Below are 16,428 nucleotides of genomic sequence, written 5' to 3'. Positions count from 1 at the left end.
TTTGCGGCGGGATAATATTCATAGGCTCGTTCGGCGTCCATGGACCAGCTTTGGTCAAAATGCCACGCCCAATCCCTGGCTGTCCATTGACCCACTTCTAACGTACGCGGTCTGTGAACTATTCCCTTGATGTGGATCAAAGACCGCTTCGCGAAAGTGGCAAGGCCGCCGTATTGTTTCTTAAGGCTTTCTGGCTAGCGTCCGCAACAATCCTGCGGATGATACAGTTTGTGGATTTTTGAGGGGAGTGGGCCGTATGGCCGTCTTGGTGACAGGTGGCGCCGGCTACATCGGCAGTCACATGGTGTGGGAACTGCTCGATTCCGGTGCCGAGGATGTCGTCGTCCTGGACCGGCTGTCCACCGGTTTCGACTGGGCCGTCGCGCCTGAAGCCACGCTGGTGGTCGGCGATGTCGGCGACAAGGACCTCGTCGCCAGGGTCATCCGCGAACACGGCATCGATTCAATCATTCATTTCGCCGGTTCCGTCGTCGTTCCGGAATCGGTCGCCGATCCGCTGGCCTATTACGAGAACAACACCTCCAAGACCCGCTCGCTGATCGAGGCGGCGGTTCGCGGCGGCGTGGCGAACTTCATCTTTTCTTCGACTGCGGCGGTGTATGGCGGCAGCCGGCTGGAACCGATCCCGGAAGACGCCGCCACCATGCCGGAATCGCCTTATGGCCTGTCCAAGCTGATGAGCGAATGGATGCTGCGCGATGCCGCCGCCGCCCACGGGTTGCGCTATTCGGCGCTGCGCTATTTCAATGTCGCGGGCGCAGATTCCAAGGGCCGCACCGGGCAGTCGACGCCACGCGCGACACATCTGATCAAGGCGGCCTGCGAGGTGGCGCTCGGCAAGCGTCCCTATCTCGAAGTGTTCGGCAATGATTATCCGACCCCGGACGGAACCTGCCTGCGCGACTACATCCATGTCAGCGACCTTGTCGCCGCGCATCGGCTTGCCTTGCAGCGCTTGCGTGCAGGAGCCGACAGTCTCGTCGCCAATTGCGGTTACGGCCACGGCTATTCAGTGCTCGAGGTGGTCGAGGCCGTGCGCCGCGCCAGCGGCAGCGAGCTTGCCGTGAGGATGGGACCACGCCGTCCCGGCGATTCGGTGTCGGTCATCGCCAATGCCGACCGGGCCCGGGCCGAACTCGGCTGGACGCCCCGCCGTGACGATCTCGACCTGATCGTGCGCGATGCGCTCGCATGGGAGCGTATCCTGGTCACCAAGAACTCGGCCCGCGGCTGAAGTTTGCACAAATCGTTGGACCAGCAGGTCAAGGCTCGAAATACCCGCCGATTGTCGTTATGAGGACCGCCGGCAGGTGGGTGCCTCAAGCATGGCCCCGGAAAGTTGCAGACTTTTCGGACCAAGGTCATGCGGTTATTGGTCGGTTTCGGGGAGACGGTTTTGAAGATTGTGGTTCTTGGCGCCGGCGTTGTCGGCACGGCGGCAGCCTATTACCTGGCCAGGGACGGCCACGAGGTCACCGTCGTGGAGCGACACGAGACGGCGGCGCGGGGCACCAGCTATTCCAATGCCGGCCTGGTTTCGCCCGGCGATGCGACGGCCTGGGCGTCGCCGGCAGCGCTGAAGACCTTCCTGCGCGCGCTCTACAACCATGACCTCGGCATCAAGGTGCGGCTGCGCTTCGATCCTTACTTCCTTGCCTGGAGCCTGCGCTTCCTGCGGCAATGCACGCAGGAACGCCTGCGCGCCAACAGCGAGGTGAAGCTGCGTCTGGCGCTGTATTCGCGCGACTGCATCAATGCGCTGCAGCAGTTCACCGGTGTCAACTATGACGAGCGCCGCCGCGGCATCCTCTACTTCTTCCGCACGCAGAAGAGCCTCGAGCACGGCACCGCGAACTACGAATTCCTCGCCCAGCATGGCCTGCCGATCGAGATCGTCGACCGCAACCGGCTGGTCGAACTGGAGCCCGGCCTTGCCGGCGCCAAGGACAAGATTGCCGGCGGCGTCTATTCGCCGATCGACCAGACCGGTGATTCCCGGCAGTTCGTCGAAAACCTCGCCGCTTTTGCCGCCGACAAACTCGGCGTGACGTTCCTCTATGGCACGACGGTAGAAGGGCTCGACATCGAGGGCGACACCGTCCGCAACGTGATCACCTCGAAAGGCCCGGTTTCGGGCGATGCGGTGGTGATCTCGATGGGACCGGAAAGTGGCCTGCTCGGCCGCCGTTATGGCATCGATCTCCCGGTCTATCCGGTCAAGGGCTACACCGCGACCGTGCCGCTGGAAGACGAGAGCAAGGGACCGACCATGGGCGGCGCCGACGAGGACCAGCTGATCGCCTATTCAAGGCTCGGCAACAGGTTGCGCATCGCCTCGACGGCCGAGTTCACCGGCTTCGACCGCAGTTATCGCCCGCGCGATTTCGTTGCCATGTTCAGGACGGCGAAGGATCTGTTCCCCGGCGCCTTTGACGAGAAGAAGGCCGAGCTGTGGTCCGGGCTGCGGCCGATGATGCCGAACTCGGTGCCGGTCATCGGCCGCGCCAAATACAAGAACCTCTATCTTGACACCGGGCATGGCCATGTCGGCTGGACGATGGCGTGCGGCTCCGGCGCGCTGCTGGCCGATCTCGTTGCCGGCCGCAAACCGGAGATCGACCCGCAGGGCCTGCTCTACAAAGGCTAATCCTGCCGCAACCTCCTCTGGAGGGAACTGGTCTGCTAAGATCTGCGACCACTGTCACCTGCATAGCGTCGCAGAACGACCTGGCTCGTCGAGCCGGTTATCAAGGGCGAAGCCGCCACCCGATCGTTCAATGCCGAAAGATCACCCGCTTCCGGCAGCGATACCGAAACGATGGCGTCGAACGCTCCGGCAAGCGAGACAACCGACGTCACGCCTTCGAGTGAGGCCAGCCAACGCAATGCCTTTTCGCAAGGTCGCTCGGCAATACGGATGAACAGCACCGCGTGGATCAGGTGCGCGCCGTCATCCGTGGACGCGTGATAGCCCCGGATCACGCCTCCCTGCTCCATTGCGGCAATCCGCTCCTGCACCGCAGGACGCGACAAGCCAATCTCTTTTCCGATGGCGGTCGCGCTCATCCGCGCGTTCTTCTCCAAAAGAGAGAGGATGCGTTTGTTCGTCTTGTCGATTTGCATGCCGATACAGCTTTCCGCAGCCATCTTCCGTCGTATCGCAAGATGCGTCCCGCAACACCCGGCGATAGATACTCCAATAATTGCAAGGAGGCATTCATGCGGAAAATTTCGCCAGGCAACTTCGTCGGATCGCGCGCATGGGAAGCGATGAGCATCGAGACGATCCCGGGTTCAACGACGGTGCGGCTGCACTGGACCGACAAGCCTTACAAATGGCACGTCAACGATGGCCCCGAGGTTTTCGTCGTCCTCGACGGCGAGGTGGACATGCACGCCCGCGTCGACGGTGAAACCATCATTCACAAGCTTCGGGTGGGCGATATTTTCCATGCCGAGGACGGTGACGAACACGTTGCGCATCCGGTCGGCGCTGCCCGCGTGCTGGTCATCGAACGCGAGGGCAGCGTGTAATCCCTGTCGCAACATCAGACCGCGCGGTGCACGAAGTCCGTCGACATGCGCGACGGCGGGGAGATGGCCCAGTTCGACTAACCGGTTGAGAACTCTTCAGCCAGCCAGCCTTCACCTCGACTTCCTGGTTTTGCCGGGAAATGATTGCCGCTCGAACAAGGCCAGCAAAGTGCGTGGCAGGGTTGCAGCGGGGGTGTGATGCGGCGTTTCTGGAAATTCGCTCTCGCGGCGTTGGTGTTGTTGCTTGCCATCGGGCTCGGTTTCTTCTTCGTGCTGCCGGCGCGCCTCGAACAGGCGTTGAACGGGGTGATCAATCCGCCGCCTTATGCCGCGTCCGACAGGGCAAGGGCGCTGCATGAGACGCTGACCATCGCCGACCTGCATGCCGATCCGCTTTTGTGGGGGCGCGATCTGCTGGCGCGCGGCACACGTGGCCAGGTCGACATACCTCGTCTGGACGAAGGCAATGTCGCCCTGCAGGTCTTTGCCGTGGTCTCGAAATCGCCGCGCGGCCAGAACATCGAGCACAATGACGGTTCGACCGACAACATCACGCTGCTTGCCCTCGGCCAGCGCTGGCCGTTTTCGGCGATCTTCAGCCTGAAGCAGCGCGCGCTTTACCAGGCCGCCAGGCTGAACGACATGGCGGCGCGCTCCGATGGCCACTTCATCGTCATCCGCTCGAAGCGCGACCTGCGCCGCTTCCTGGAGCGCCGCAAGGTGGAGTCCGGTCTCGTTGCCGGACTGCTCGCCATCGAAGGCGCGCAGGTGCTGGAAGGCGACCCGGCCAATGTCGACGTGCTCTTCGAAGCGGGTTTCCGCATGATGTCGCCGGCGCATTTCTTCGACAGCGAGATGGGTGGCTCCGCGCATGGCGTCGACAAGGGCGGGCTGACGGACAAGGGCCGCGAGATGGTCCGCCGCATGGAGGAAAAGGGCATGATCCTCGATCTCGCCCATGCCTCGTCGGCCACCATCAACGATGCGCTCGCCGTCTCGACGCGCCCCGTCGTCGTCTCGCATACAGGGGTGAAGGGCACTTGCGACAACAACCGCAATCTCTCCGACGACCAGTTGAAGGCGCTCGCGGCCAAGGGCGCTTTGATCGGCATCGGCTATTGGGAAACCGCGATCTGCGGCAAGGACGCCACCGCCGTCGCCAGGGCGATCCAGCATACGGTCGGCGTGGCCGGCATCGACCATGTCGCGCTCGGCTCTGATTTCGACGGCGCTGTCACCATGCCGTTCGACACCACGGGGCTTGTCCAGATCACCGACGCGCTGCTGGCGGCAGGCTTCAGCGACGCGGACACCGGCAAGGCGATGGGCGGCAACGAAATCCGCTTCCTGCTCGAGAACCTGCCGAATTGAGGGTCGGACGCTCCGAAGAATAGCAGGTCGAACTCACTCACCAGCGTTCCGGAATGGATCCCCGACACTCTTCAGTCGCTTCGCTCCTTTCGAGGTCGAGGATGACGGAGTTGCGTTTGCGCCTTCGCTAATCACCAGCGTGGAGCCAACGCGGACAATTGGCGCTGGTGATACATGAAGTCCGTCATCCTCGACCTCGGAGCGACCGAAGGGAGTGGAGAGTGTCGGGGATCCATGCCGGAACGCCGACGAAAGCGCGGCGGTCCAGACCGGCTTCATCCTTGCCGTTTGTTGTGCCGATTATTTCCCGCACATGGCGCCTTGCGTCGAAACGCTTTTGAGGCGAGTCATTGGTCCCGTCGTGAATCACCAGAGCGTTTCCGTTTTTCACGGAAACGCGGAAACGCTCTGAGTTTTGTTTTCGCCGCATTGTCGTAACGCCAAGTGATTCCACTTGGCTACAAAATGCTCTAGCTCTGGGGCGGGGGTATCTCTGGAGAATGGTCATGCAGCCAATCCGCCATGCGCTGATATCCGTCAGCCTTGTTGCCGCGCTCGCCTTCGCGCCGCTTGCACCCGCCATCGCCGCTTCGCCGGCGCCGGCCAAGGGCGAGAACGGCATGGTCGTCACCGCCCAGCGCCTGGCCACCGAGGCCGGGGTCGAGGTGCTGAAGAAGGGCGGTAACGCCGTCGATGCGGCCGTCGCCGTCGGCTATGCGCTCGCCGTCACCTACCCCATCGCCGGCAATATCGGCGGCGGCGGCTTCATGACCATCCGCTTCAAGGACGGCAAGACGACCTTCCTCGATTTCCGCGAGCGTGCACCGCTCGCCGCCACCAAGACCATGTATCTCGACAAGGACGGCAACCCGATCAAGGGCGCCAGCCTCGACGGCTATCTGGCCGTCGGCGTGCCGGGCTCGGTCGCTGGTCTCGAAATGGCGCGCGAGAAATACGGCACCTTGCCACGCGCCGATCTGATGGCGCCGGCGATCCGGCTTGCCGGCGACGGCTTCACGCTGGAGCAGGGCGATGCGGCAGCACTTGCTTCCGACGCCGAGCGGCTGGGCAAGGACCCGGCGGCGGCCGCCATCTTCCTGAAGCCCGACGGCAAGCCGTTCGGCATCGGCGAAAAGCTGGTGCAGCCGAACCTGGCGGCGACGCTCTCCACCATCTCTGAAAAGGGCGTGGACGCCTTCTACAAGGGCGGCATCGCAGACACCATCGTTGCGGCTTCCAGCGCCAAGGGCGGTATTCTCGCCAAGGCGGATTTCGAACAATACAAGGTGCGCGAACTCGCTCCCATCACCTGCAACTATCGCGGCTACGAGATCATCTCCTCGCCGCCGCCGAGCTCCGGCGGCGTCATCATCTGCGAAATCCTCAACGTGCTCGAAGGCTACCCGATCGACTATCTCGGCGCAGGCTCGGCCGACACGGTGCACCTGATGGCCGAGGCGATGCGTTATGCCTATGTCGACCGCAATTCGGCGCTGGGCGATCCTGACTTCGTGCAGAACCCGGTCGATAAGCTGCTCGACAAGGGCTATGCGGCAGGCATCCGCGCCAAGATCGATCCTTTCCGCGCCGGCGTCTCGAAGGACCTGATGCCGCAGGGTTTCGGCGAGAGCAAGGAAACCACGCATTATTCGATCGTCGACAAGGACGGCAACGCGGTCGCCGTCACCTATACGCTGAACGGCGCGTTCGGCGCCGGCGTGGTGGCCGACGGCACCGGCATCCTGCTCAACAATGAGATGGACGACTTCACCCAGAAGCCGGGCGTGCCCAATCTCTATGGCTTGGTGCAGGGCGAGGCGAACGCGATCCAGCCGAAGAAGACGCCGTTGTCGTCGATGAGTCCGACAGTCGTCGCCAAGGACGGCAAGCCGTTCATGGTCATCGGCAGCCCGGGCGGCTCGCGCATCATCACCATCACCTTGCAGGCGATCCTCAATGTCATCGACCACGGCATGAACATCCAGGAAGCGATCGACGCGCCGCGCATCCACCATCAATGGCTGCCGGACACGCTCTATGTCGAGCACAACGGCCTGTCGCCCGACACGCAGAAGCTGCTCGCCGGCATGGGCTACAAGCTCGACATCACGGAAGAGGGCAAGACGTGGGGCCAGGCGGCCGGCATCCTGATCGGCGGCCGCAGCCTCGGCGAGATCCGCAAGGGCGGCGGCGCCCGCTACAACGGCGCCATCGACAGCCGCGCGGCTGCCGGCGAGGCGCAAGGGTACTGAGGGCTGCGGCCCTTGTCGCCCATGCTTTGAGGCACGGAAGTGCTTCGTGGCGTAGATCGTAAATATCGGCTGTTTGCGCCACCCCTCATCGCCCTGCCGGGCACTTCTCCCCTCGAACGGGGAGAAGGGGCACTCGCGCGATGGCTTTCGCCAATCGCCAGCGTTGCAGATTGAACGCCCTCGTCGCGGCCAGCGTCCTTCTCCCCGTCCCTATACGGGGAGAAGTGCCCGGCAGGGCGATGAGGGGCGGCACCGTGCTCGCGCCAGAGCATTTCCACATACTACCAACAGCACTCCGGCATAAGGGTGTGAACCACCTGGTGCCTGAGGGAGAAGCGCGCCCAAAAAAGAAAGGGCGCAGGGGAGGCGATTGCCCCTGCGCCCTGGCCGAACCCAACTGGGGGCTTAAGGGTTCGGCGTCTCGGCCTGTTTTGCAACAAGCAGTTCTCCGGCAGCGCGGTCGGCTTCGGTGACCGAAGTCAGCGGCCGCAGCCTGCGGGCAAACCAATTGTTCAGGTCGTCCATGACGGTGAACATCACCGGCACGAACACCAGCGACAGCAGCGTCGAGGTGATCAGGCCGCCGATGACCGCGATCGCCATCGGCGCACGGAAACCGGCATCGGCGCCGACACCGATGGCTGCGGGCACCATGCCGGCCACCATGGCGATGGTCGTCATGATGATCGGCCGCGCGCGGGTGGTGCCGGCTTTCATCAGCGCGGCGCGCCGGTCGAGGCCCTCGCGCCTGGCTTCGATCGCGTAGTCGACCAGCAGGATCGAGTTCTTGCCGACGATGCCCATCAGCATCAGGATGCCGATGACCGACGACAGGTCCAGCGCCGAGCCCGCGATGATCAGCGCCAGTGCCGCGCCGCCGAGCGACAGCGGCAGCGCGATCAGGATCGTCACCGGCTGCAGGAAGTCCTTGAACAAAAGGACCAGCACCGCGACCACCATCAGCACACCCGCCAGCACCGCGAGCGCGAAGTTGCGGAACATCTCGGTCATGGCTTCGGTGTCGCCATACTCCTTGAGGCTGACGCCGGTAGGCAGTTGCTTGTAGGCCGGCAACTCCATGATCGCGGCCATGGCCGTGCCGAGCGTGGCGTTGTTGTCGAGGTTGGCCTCGATGGCGACCTGGCGCTTGCGGTCCAGGCGCTCGATCTGGCCTTCCTCGGCGCCGAAGGTGATGTCGGCCACCGAGGTGAGCGGCACCATCTTGCCGCCGGATGTGCCGACACGCAGCTTGCGCAACGCTTCAAGATCGGCCCGGGCAGAGCTGTCCAGCAGCACGCGGATCGGTACCTGGCGGGTGCCGAGGTTGAACTGTGCCGAGGCGGAATCGATCTCGCCGAGCGTCGCGATGCGGGCCACGGTGCCGAGCGCCATCGACGACACGCCAAGGCGCGCGGCTTCGTCCGGTCGGGGTTTCACCACCAGTTCGGGCGCCAGCGGCGGTTCGCTCGACAGCACGTTGGCAAGCTGTGGCAGGTCCCGCATTTCCATTTCGAGCTTGCGCGCCGCGTCCGACAGCACATGCGCATCTTCGCCGACGAGGTTGACCGTGACTTCCTTGCCGCCACCGTCCGACAGGAAGGTGAACTGAATATCCGGTGTTGTGGCAAAGATCGGCCGCACCGCCATGTCGAAACCCTTGCGGTCTTCGTTGCGTTCGCTGCGCGGCGTCAGCCGGATCAGGAAATTGGCCTGGTTGACGCTTTCGGAGGTGACCAGCACCGTTTCCACTTCCGGCCGGGCCAGCAACTGCTTGGCGATGCCGTCGGTCACGCTTTCGGTCTCGTTGAGGCGGGTACCGGGCGGCAGCGTCACCTTGACCTGCGACAGGTTGCCGTCGCTGGTTGGCAGGAAACCGGTTGGCAGCATGGTGAGCAGGCCGATCGAGCCAGCGAAGATCACCGCGACGATGGCCAGCGCTGTCTTGCGGTGGTCGAGCGTCCAGGCGAGCAGCGTGGTGTAGCCGCTCGAGATCCTGGACGGCTTCGCGTCATGGTCGACCTGTTTCGCGGGTTGCATCAGATAGGCTGCCATCAGCGGCGTAAGCAGACGCGCGACCAGCAGCGAGAACAGCACGGCGATGGCGACCGTCACGCCGAACTGCTTGAAATACTGTCCGACCGCGCCCCCGATGAAGCTCACCGGCGCGAAGATGGCAACGATGGTCAGTGTCGTCGCCACCACCGCCAGCCCGATGGCGTCGGCGGCCTCGATCGAGGCGATATAGGGCCGCTTGCCCATATGGATGTGACGCTCGATGTTTTCGATCTCGACGATGGCGTCATCGACGAGGATGCCGATGACCAGCGTCAGCGCCAGCAGGCTGATCGAGTTCAGCGTGAAGCCAAGCAGATCCATCGCCGCGAAGGTGGGCAGGATGGACAACGGCATCGCCAGCGCCGAGATCATGGTGGCGCGCCAGTTGCGCAGGAACAGGAACACCACGATGACGGTCAGCACAGCGCCTTCCACCAGCGCGGTGGAGGCGGCGTCATAGCTCTCCATCGTGTATTGCACAGTCGAGATCAGTTCCTTGATCTCGATATCCGGCGAGCGGGCCTGGATCTCGGCGATGCGCGCCCGGGTGGCGTCGGCGACGGTGGTGTCGCTGTAGCCCTTGCCGCGCGAGACGGAGAAGCCGACGGTGGCTTCGCCGTCCTGCCGCGCGAAGAAGCGTGGCTCGGCGGCGCCGTCGGTGACAGTCGCGACGTCGGCCAGCTTGACCCAGCGCCCGTTCGGCAATGACACCGAAAGCTGCGCGAGCTCTTCCACCGTCTTGACGCTGCCGAGCGCGCGGATCGACTGCTCTCGGCCGCCAATGGTGCCGCGACCGCCAGGAATGTTGGCGTTGATGTCGCGCAGGGCCGAGTTGACCTGGTCGGCGGTCACGCCCAGCGCCAGCATCTTGTCAGGATCGAGCGAGACGCGGATCTCGCGGGCAACGCCGCCCAGCCGCTGCACCTTCTGCACGCCGCTGACCGCCAGCAGTTCGCGATTGATGGTGTCGTCGACAAACCAGGACAGTTCGACCGGCGTCATGCGCGGCGCCTTGAGCGTGTAGTAGAGGATGGCGCTGCCATCGACGTCGACGCGCGAGATCACCGGCTCCTGGATCGACTGCGGCAGGTCCGAGCGGATCTGCTGGATCGCCTCGCGCACGTCATTGGTGGCGCGGTCGGGATCGACACCGATCTTGAACTCGACCTCGGTGATCGAAGAACCGGTGGTGATGGTCGACTTGATGTGGTTGACGCCGGCAAGGCCGGACGCCGCTCCTTCGACACGACGGGTAACCTGTGTCTCCAGTTCCGCCGGGGCAGCGCTCGATTGCGCCACCGTCACGGTGACGATCGGAAAGGAGACGTTGGGGTTGGCGTTGATCGGCAGCCGCATGAAAGCGGCAAGACCCGCGAAGGTCAGCACGATGAACAGGACGATGGTGGGGACCGGCTTGCGGATCGCCCAGGCGGAAATGTTGCTAGCCTGCATTTTTCATACTCGGTGGTCCTTGCGAAAATCGTTGTCGATTTTCGGGGCCTGTCAGTTCTTGACGCTGCCGGCCTGCACCAGGTCGACGGCCGTCACGGCGTCGCCCTCGCGCAGGGCCGCACCCGCCTTGGCGACGATGCGTTCGCCGGGTTCGAGGCCGGCGCGGATTTCGACCTTGCCGCTCTTGCGCAGGCCCGTCTCGACCGGCCGGCGCTGCACGCGGCCGTCATTGACGACGAAGACCGCGCAATCCTCGCTGCCGCGGCCGTAGACCAGCGCGCTGTCGGCGACGACGATGGCTTCACGCCGGGCGAAGATCACTTCGGCTTTGCCGAAGGCGCCGGCAAACAGCGGCTCCTTGGTGTCGAGCGTGATCTGTGCCGCTCCCAGCCGGGTCTCGCGGTCGATCTTCGGTGCAACGATGCGCACCTTGCCGTCGATCTCGCCGGCGCGGCCGGCGAGCCTGACCTTGACGGATTGGCCAACCGCAAGCGCCGGCAGGTCGGCTTCAGGAACCTCGGCGGCGAATTCGACCGCACCGTCGCGGATCAGGCGGATCAGCGCTTCGGCACCGGCCTGCGCACCGGCGCGGGCAAGGCGCTCGGAAACCACGCCGTCCGCAGGTGCGCGCACGATCGCACGCTCCAGTTGCCGTTCCGCTTCGGCGCGTTGCGCCTGTGCTTCGGCATTTTCCGCCCGCTGCACGGCAACACCTTGTCTGGCCACGGCAACGGCGGAGGAGCGATCTTCGTAGGTCTGCTGGGAAATGGTACGCGTCGTTTTCAGCCGCTCGGCACGATCGAGCGCCGACTGTGCCTGTGCCAGCGTCGCTTCCTGCTGGGCAAGCGAGGCCTTGCTGCGCGCGACACGGCCTTCCGACTCGCGCAGCTTGTTTTCCAGCATTGCTGTTTCCAGCTTGACCAGTACCTGGCCGGCCTTGACGTGTTCGCCGACTTCCACCTCGACCGCGGCAATGCGCTGGTCCTGCAGGGCGGTGCCGACGGCGATCTCGTCGCGCGCCACCAGCACGCCGGTGAAGGTCAGGGTCCATTCGGCCGGCTGCCGTTCCGCAATGAAGGTGGAAACGGTGCGCTGCGAAATATCCGGTTGCACCGAGGCGGCGGCAACCTCGGCCAGCAGTGGTTGGCTGCCCGCCGCCAGCAGGAAAATGGATGCCGCCGCTGCTCGAGCGAAGCGAGAAACGTAACGCATGGGTACTGTCGCCTATATCTGCGGCGTCCCCCGCCGCGCTTCCTTATTTATTAGACTAGTCGATCTAATAAATGACTCTCCGGGGTGTCAAGGTGCGGAAACATGGTGTTTTTTGCGTTGACACGGCACACATCGCCATTTATTAGACTGAGTAGTCTAGAAATAAAGAGGCAAAAATGAGGCGGAATGCGTAAGGTCGATCCCGAGAAGCATGAAGCGAAACGCCAGCAGATTTTGCAGGCGGCGGTTGCCTGCTTCGCGCGCAAGGGATTCCATCGCACCTCGACCGCGGAGATCTGCGCCGAAGCCGGCATGAGCCCCGGCAATCTGTTTTATTATTTCCCCAACAAGCAGGCGATCATCGCCGCCATCGTCGAAGAGGAGCGTCGCCAGACTGCCGACTATTTCGAAGGCACCCTGCAGTCGCCGGACCTGTTTGCTGAACTGCTCGACTTCATGGACATCGTGCTCGAGCTTGCTTCCGATCCGACCTATCTCAAGCTGGCGCTGGAGATCGCGGCCGAGGCGATGCGCGATGAGGAGGTCGGCAAGCTCGTCACCAAGAACGACAACGAATTGCAGACGGCGTTGAACACGCTTCTGCGCAACGCCGCTGCCCGCGGCCAGGTAGATCCGACGCTCGACCCCGCCGACAGCGCGCGCTGGATCGCGGCGCTCATCGACGGCGTCTTCAGCCGGGTTGCCATCGATCCCGGTTTCAACCCCCTGGAGCAGCGGCCGATGCTGCGGCTCCTCGTCACGCGCTTCCTGCGGCCAGGCGCGGCGCCGACCGACTGACGTCGGCGACCCGGGCGGCTTCCGGTTCCTGTCTGTAATATCCCGGCAGGCGCAGGCGGCTGCAAGCCGTTCCCGTCTTTGGGACAACTCCAGGAAAGGCGCGCTGCGGTTTTCCGTCCGGAATTGTCTGAAACAAAGACTTGATGCGCTTCCGCGATCCCGTGGGAAGCGCTTGAGAGAAAGAAACGACGATGCAGATGCAGAAACGCTGGTGGCTGGGTTTTCTCGGCTTCATCGGGCTGTACAAGCTTCCCGATGTGCTTGCGGCCTTCAATGGCCAGGCGAGCGCCTGGGAATACATCTACCTCTCCTGGTTGCTCTGGCTGCTCTATTTCGTGCCCGAAACGGCGCCGAAGCGCGCGGCGTCACAGCAGGACAAACGATAACCGTTCCTCATCATGACTGACGCTCCGAAGGCATTGCAGCTGGCGCGCACGATCTGGCCCTATACCGGGCTCCAGCTTGCCAGCATCACCGTCAATCTCGCCAACGCCATCACCGCGGTGGTCTATCCCTGGCTGGTCTACGATCTGTCGGGCAATGCAAGTTGGATGGGCATCATTGCGGCGTTGACGCTGTTTCCGGCCATCTTCGGCTCGGCCTTTGGCGGTATCATCGCAGAGAGGGTCGGCATCCGCCGTATGGCGCTCGTTTCCGTGGCGATGGGCTCGCTTGCCGCGATCGCCGCGGCTGCGGCCTATGATGCCGGCATGCTGACCATCGGGCTGCTGGCGAGCCTGGCCTTGCTTGGCGCCATCCTCGATGGACCGGGCGGCATCGCCATCGAGGCGCGAGTGCCGGAGATCGCCAGGCTGGCGCGCCTGCCGCTGATCCGTGCCAACGCCATCGACGACATCGTCGACAATGGCGCGGCGATCGCTGGGCCGGCGATCGCCGCGTTTCTGGTCGCCGTCGCCAGCACGACGGTTCTGTTGTGGGTCATCGCCGCCATCAATCTCCTGGCCGCCCTGCTGGTTGCTGTCAGCGTGCCACGCTTCCGGCTGCGCCGCATCGCCGGCTCGACATTCGGCCAGATGAAAGCCGGTCTCGGTTTCATCTTCGGCCAGGGGACGCTACGCTCTGCGCTGATCCTCGCCGCCATTGGCACGAGCGTCTTCGTGGCTGTGGAAGGCATTGCCCTGCCGGCGATCCTGCGCACGGAAGGCAGGTCCGCGGCCTTGCTCGGCATGTTTCTGTCCGCGGCCGCCGCCGGTGCGATCGCGTCCAATGTCGCTTTGGCCTTCGCCAGCCAGGCGCCGTCGCTGCGCGGCATCTTCTCGGTCGCCTTTGCCGGGCTTGCCGCCGGCGTCGCCTTGCTGCTGTTCGGGCGGTCGGTGCCGATCATGATCGCCTCGGGTACCATGCTGGGTGTCGCCGCCGGGCCGCTGTCGCCGGTGTTCGCGACCTTGTTGCAATCCAGCGTGCCGAAGGACCTGCGCGCCAATGTCATCGGCATCTCGATGAGCCTGGTGCTGCTCGGCGCGCCGGCGGCAGCGCTCGTCACTGGGGTGACACTGGACACCTTTGGCGCGACCACGGTGCTGGTGGCCTGTTCGGCCTTGCTGCTGTCATGCGCGCTCGCGGCGCTCGGCATGCCGGGCCTGCGCGGCGTGACGGCCAGCCTTTCCGGCGAGCGGGCAAGGTCAGAGTAGGTCAATCCTTACGCTTGGCAATCTCCGGTTTCGTAAGGGCATTGCCACAAAGTACAATTTCATTGTTCGATCAAAGCGATATCGTGCTCTTGCTCTATGCGTACGGGGATGCATCGTCGTGCGGGGGCGGGCCCGTCTGCAGGCATATGCCTACAAAAGTAGCAGACGGGCTTTCCTTTGTCCGCGGTACGGTGAGCGGATCGAAATCGCCCCTTACCAGCCCCGGAGTTAGCGGCGATGCCCGTGTCCGGATTGCTGCGGGATCAGAACCTCATATTGAACAGCAATCCGAAATTGTGCTCCTGGGTTCTACCTTCGAAGCCGAGCCCCGTCGTGTAGTCGAAACCCACCGTCGTGTCGTCTCCGAGATTGGCGTCGAGCCCAAGACCGATTGACACATAGTCCTTGGTGAAACCTTCCATCTTCAGCGAGTAGGGCAGGCCGTTGCCGAGCGTGGCATAACCCATGCTTGCGCGGCTCGAGCCCTGGAAATCATGGGTCAGTTCAATCCTTCCCTTGGCGGTCAGCCCACCCCAGCCTTGGGGAACGGTATATTGGCCGCGCAGGCCGATAACCCCAGCCAGCATATCCATGGACTGGCGGCCAAAGCTCAGGTTTTCAGAGCCTGCCCCATCTTCCGTGAAGGCATCGAGCTGCGACCACGCCGCTTCAAGCCGCCCATAAGGAGACAGGAGCCATACATCCTGTCTGTGTTCATAGCCGATGCTGACCGAACCGAACACCTGGCTGCCCTTGCGCTCTCCGGATGCAAAACCGCCACCAGACGTTACAAACCTGCGGCTTCCGAAATCGAGAGCGCTATACCCCAGGAGGCCATCGATGAAGATGTTGTCCTTCGGATGGTAGCTGCCGTAAAGCGCGGCACTCAGTGCCCTTCCATCGGTCTCCGTGCCGTTGGAGCCGATGTTGACCGCATCGCGCCCATACCCCACGCCAACGCCGGCGGTGAAATCTGCCGAGAACCGATAGTCGACGCCACCGCTGACCCCAACAAGAGTGTGGTTCAGATTGGCATCGTCCTTGTCCGCAGAGCCGAAATTCACGTAGCCGCCAGCCCAGATCGCAACGTCGGAGGCTGTTCCCGCCGCCTGTGGCGAACGTTCGCCCCGGCGCTCGGATGGCAGTGGCCTGGTCGGCGTCAGGCCGAGTTTTTGTCCGACGGAGTCGTGTTCCTTGGGCTCTTGGGCGTAACCCAAGGCATCGGTCGACGACTGTCGTGAACTCACCTGGAGATTCCAGGAAGATGTTTGCCCGCCGCCATCGTTGTGAAGCTGCTCCAACCTGTCGCGGAAGTTGGTGATTTGCGTTTTGGCGAAGCGCTGTGTGCTTTGGTACTGGGCCTCCAGCATCCCGATGACCTCAGGGTCGCGGGAAGGATCAGGTCTCGCGGAATAGGTGAAGGCGCTAGGTAAAGCGGCATTGCCGCCGGGTGCGGTGACGGCGACCGCGACTGCTCCTGCGGCATGCGCCGGCGTCGTGGCGGTGATCGAAGTATCGCTGTTGACGGTGAAGCTTGCTGCCACGGTGCCCCCGAAGGTCACAGCGGTGGTCCCGGTAAAGCCTGAACCGGTGATGGTTACGCTGGTACCGCCGCCGTCAGGTCCATTGGACGGCGATACCGAGGTAAGTGTCGGCACCGGCAGGTCGTAGGTGAAGGCGCCAGGCAGGGTCGCATTGCCACCGGGGGCGGTGACGGCGACTGCGACCGCGCCAGCGGCGTGAGCCGCTGTCGTGGCGGTGATCGAGGTGTCACTGTTGACGGTGAAGCTTGTTGCCGGGGTGCCGCCGAAGGTCACGGCGGTGGCGCCAGTAAAGCCGGCGCCAGTGAGGGTGACGCTGGTGCCGCCGGTATCAGGGCCGCTGGATGGCGAAACGGAAGTGACCGTCGGCACCGGCAGGTCGTAGGTGAAGGCTCCTGGCAGGGTCGCATTGCCACCGGGGGCGGTGACAGCGACTGCGACCGCGCCGGCGGCGTGAGCCGGTGTCGTGGCGGTGATCGAGGTGTCACTGTTGACGGTGAAGCTTGTTGCCGGGGTGCCGCCGAAGGTCACGGCGGTGGC

The 16,428-nt window shown here is 63.9% G+C and carries 12 protein-coding genes; 8 read left to right on the top strand and 4 right to left on the bottom strand.

Annotation, left to right across the window (positions count from 1 at the left end; genetic code table 11):
• The first annotated feature begins 256 nt into the window (after nt 1-256).
• Complete coding sequence (gene galE / locus AC3WTO_RS26905; RefSeq protein WP_492464031.1) at nt 257-1,255, top strand: UDP-glucose 4-epimerase GalE; 999 nt, start codon at nt 257-259, stop codon at nt 1,253-1,255.
• A gap of 162 nt (nt 1,256-1,417) precedes the next feature.
• On the top strand, nt 1,418-2,668 hold the full coding sequence (locus tag AC3WTO_RS26900; protein ID WP_492464032.1) for a D-amino acid dehydrogenase: 1,251 nt from the start codon (nt 1,418-1,420) through the stop codon (nt 2,666-2,668).
• 35 nt (nt 2,669-2,703) lie between these two features.
• Here AC3WTO_RS26900 and AC3WTO_RS26895 read toward each other — a convergent pair whose 3' ends face one another.
• Nucleotides 2,704-3,168, bottom strand: coding sequence for an Lrp/AsnC family transcriptional regulator (locus AC3WTO_RS26895; protein WP_492464033.1), 465 nt, complete (start codon nt 3,166-3,168; stop codon nt 2,704-2,706).
• 72 nt (nt 3,169-3,240) lie between these two features.
• Here AC3WTO_RS26895 and AC3WTO_RS26890 point away from each other — a divergent pair, with 72 nt between their 5' ends.
• The 3 genes from AC3WTO_RS26890 to ggt all read left to right on the top strand — a co-directional run bounded on the left by AC3WTO_RS26890 (nt 3,241) and on the right by ggt (nt 7,178).
• On the top strand, nt 3,241-3,555 hold the full coding sequence (locus AC3WTO_RS26890; protein ID WP_492464034.1) for a cupin: 315 nt from the start codon (nt 3,241-3,243) through the stop codon (nt 3,553-3,555).
• Nucleotides 3,556-3,753: 198 nt separating this feature from the next.
• Complete coding sequence (locus tag AC3WTO_RS26885) at nt 3,754-4,926, top strand: dipeptidase (protein ID WP_492464035.1); 1,173 nt, start codon at nt 3,754-3,756, stop codon at nt 4,924-4,926.
• A 506-nt stretch (nt 4,927-5,432) separates the two neighbouring features.
• A complete protein-coding gene (gene ggt, locus AC3WTO_RS26880) occupies nt 5,433-7,178 on the top strand; it encodes a gamma-glutamyltransferase (RefSeq protein WP_492464036.1) in 1,746 nt (581 codons plus the stop codon).
• A 405-nt stretch (nt 7,179-7,583) separates the two neighbouring features.
• On the opposite strand, the gene AC3WTO_RS26875 is transcribed toward ggt, so the two are convergent.
• The gene (locus tag AC3WTO_RS26875; RefSeq protein ID WP_492464037.1) at nt 7,584-10,685 is read right to left on the bottom strand and encodes an efflux RND transporter permease subunit; all 3,102 of its coding nucleotides are present in this window, start codon (nt 10,683-10,685) and stop codon (nt 7,584-7,586) included.
• A gap of 51 nt (nt 10,686-10,736) precedes the next feature.
• The gene (locus AC3WTO_RS26870; RefSeq protein WP_492464038.1) at nt 10,737-11,897 is read right to left on the bottom strand and encodes an efflux RND transporter periplasmic adaptor subunit; all 1,161 of its coding nucleotides are present in this window, start codon (nt 11,895-11,897) and stop codon (nt 10,737-10,739) included.
• 186 nt (nt 11,898-12,083) lie between these two features.
• Between AC3WTO_RS26870 and AC3WTO_RS26865 the strand changes: the two genes are divergently transcribed.
• The 3 genes from AC3WTO_RS26865 (at nt 12,084) to AC3WTO_RS26855 (ending at nt 14,347) form a co-directional block, all read left to right on the top strand.
• Entirely contained in the window at nt 12,084-12,695 is a 612-nt protein-coding gene (locus tag AC3WTO_RS26865) for a TetR/AcrR family transcriptional regulator (RefSeq protein WP_492464039.1), read from the top strand.
• Nucleotides 12,696-12,886: 191 nt separating this feature from the next.
• Nucleotides 12,887-13,081, top strand: coding sequence for a hypothetical protein (locus AC3WTO_RS26860; RefSeq protein ID WP_492464040.1), 195 nt, complete (start codon nt 12,887-12,889; stop codon nt 13,079-13,081).
• Nucleotides 13,082-13,093: 12 nt separating this feature from the next.
• On the top strand, nt 13,094-14,347 hold the full coding sequence (locus AC3WTO_RS26855) for an MFS transporter (protein WP_492464042.1): 1,254 nt from the start codon (nt 13,094-13,096) through the stop codon (nt 14,345-14,347).
• A 263-nt stretch (nt 14,348-14,610) separates the two neighbouring features.
• Here the strand turns inward: AC3WTO_RS26855 and AC3WTO_RS26850 are convergent.
• A partial coding sequence (locus AC3WTO_RS26850; RefSeq protein WP_492558446.1) for an autotransporter domain-containing protein occupies nt 14,611-16,428 on the bottom strand: 1,818 nt, incomplete at its 5' end.

Source organism: Mesorhizobium sp. EU05-FHT14A09 (assembly GCF_058790995.1).
Note: the sequence above shows the minus strand (reverse complement) of the source record. Positions and strands in the feature narration are given on the sequence as shown.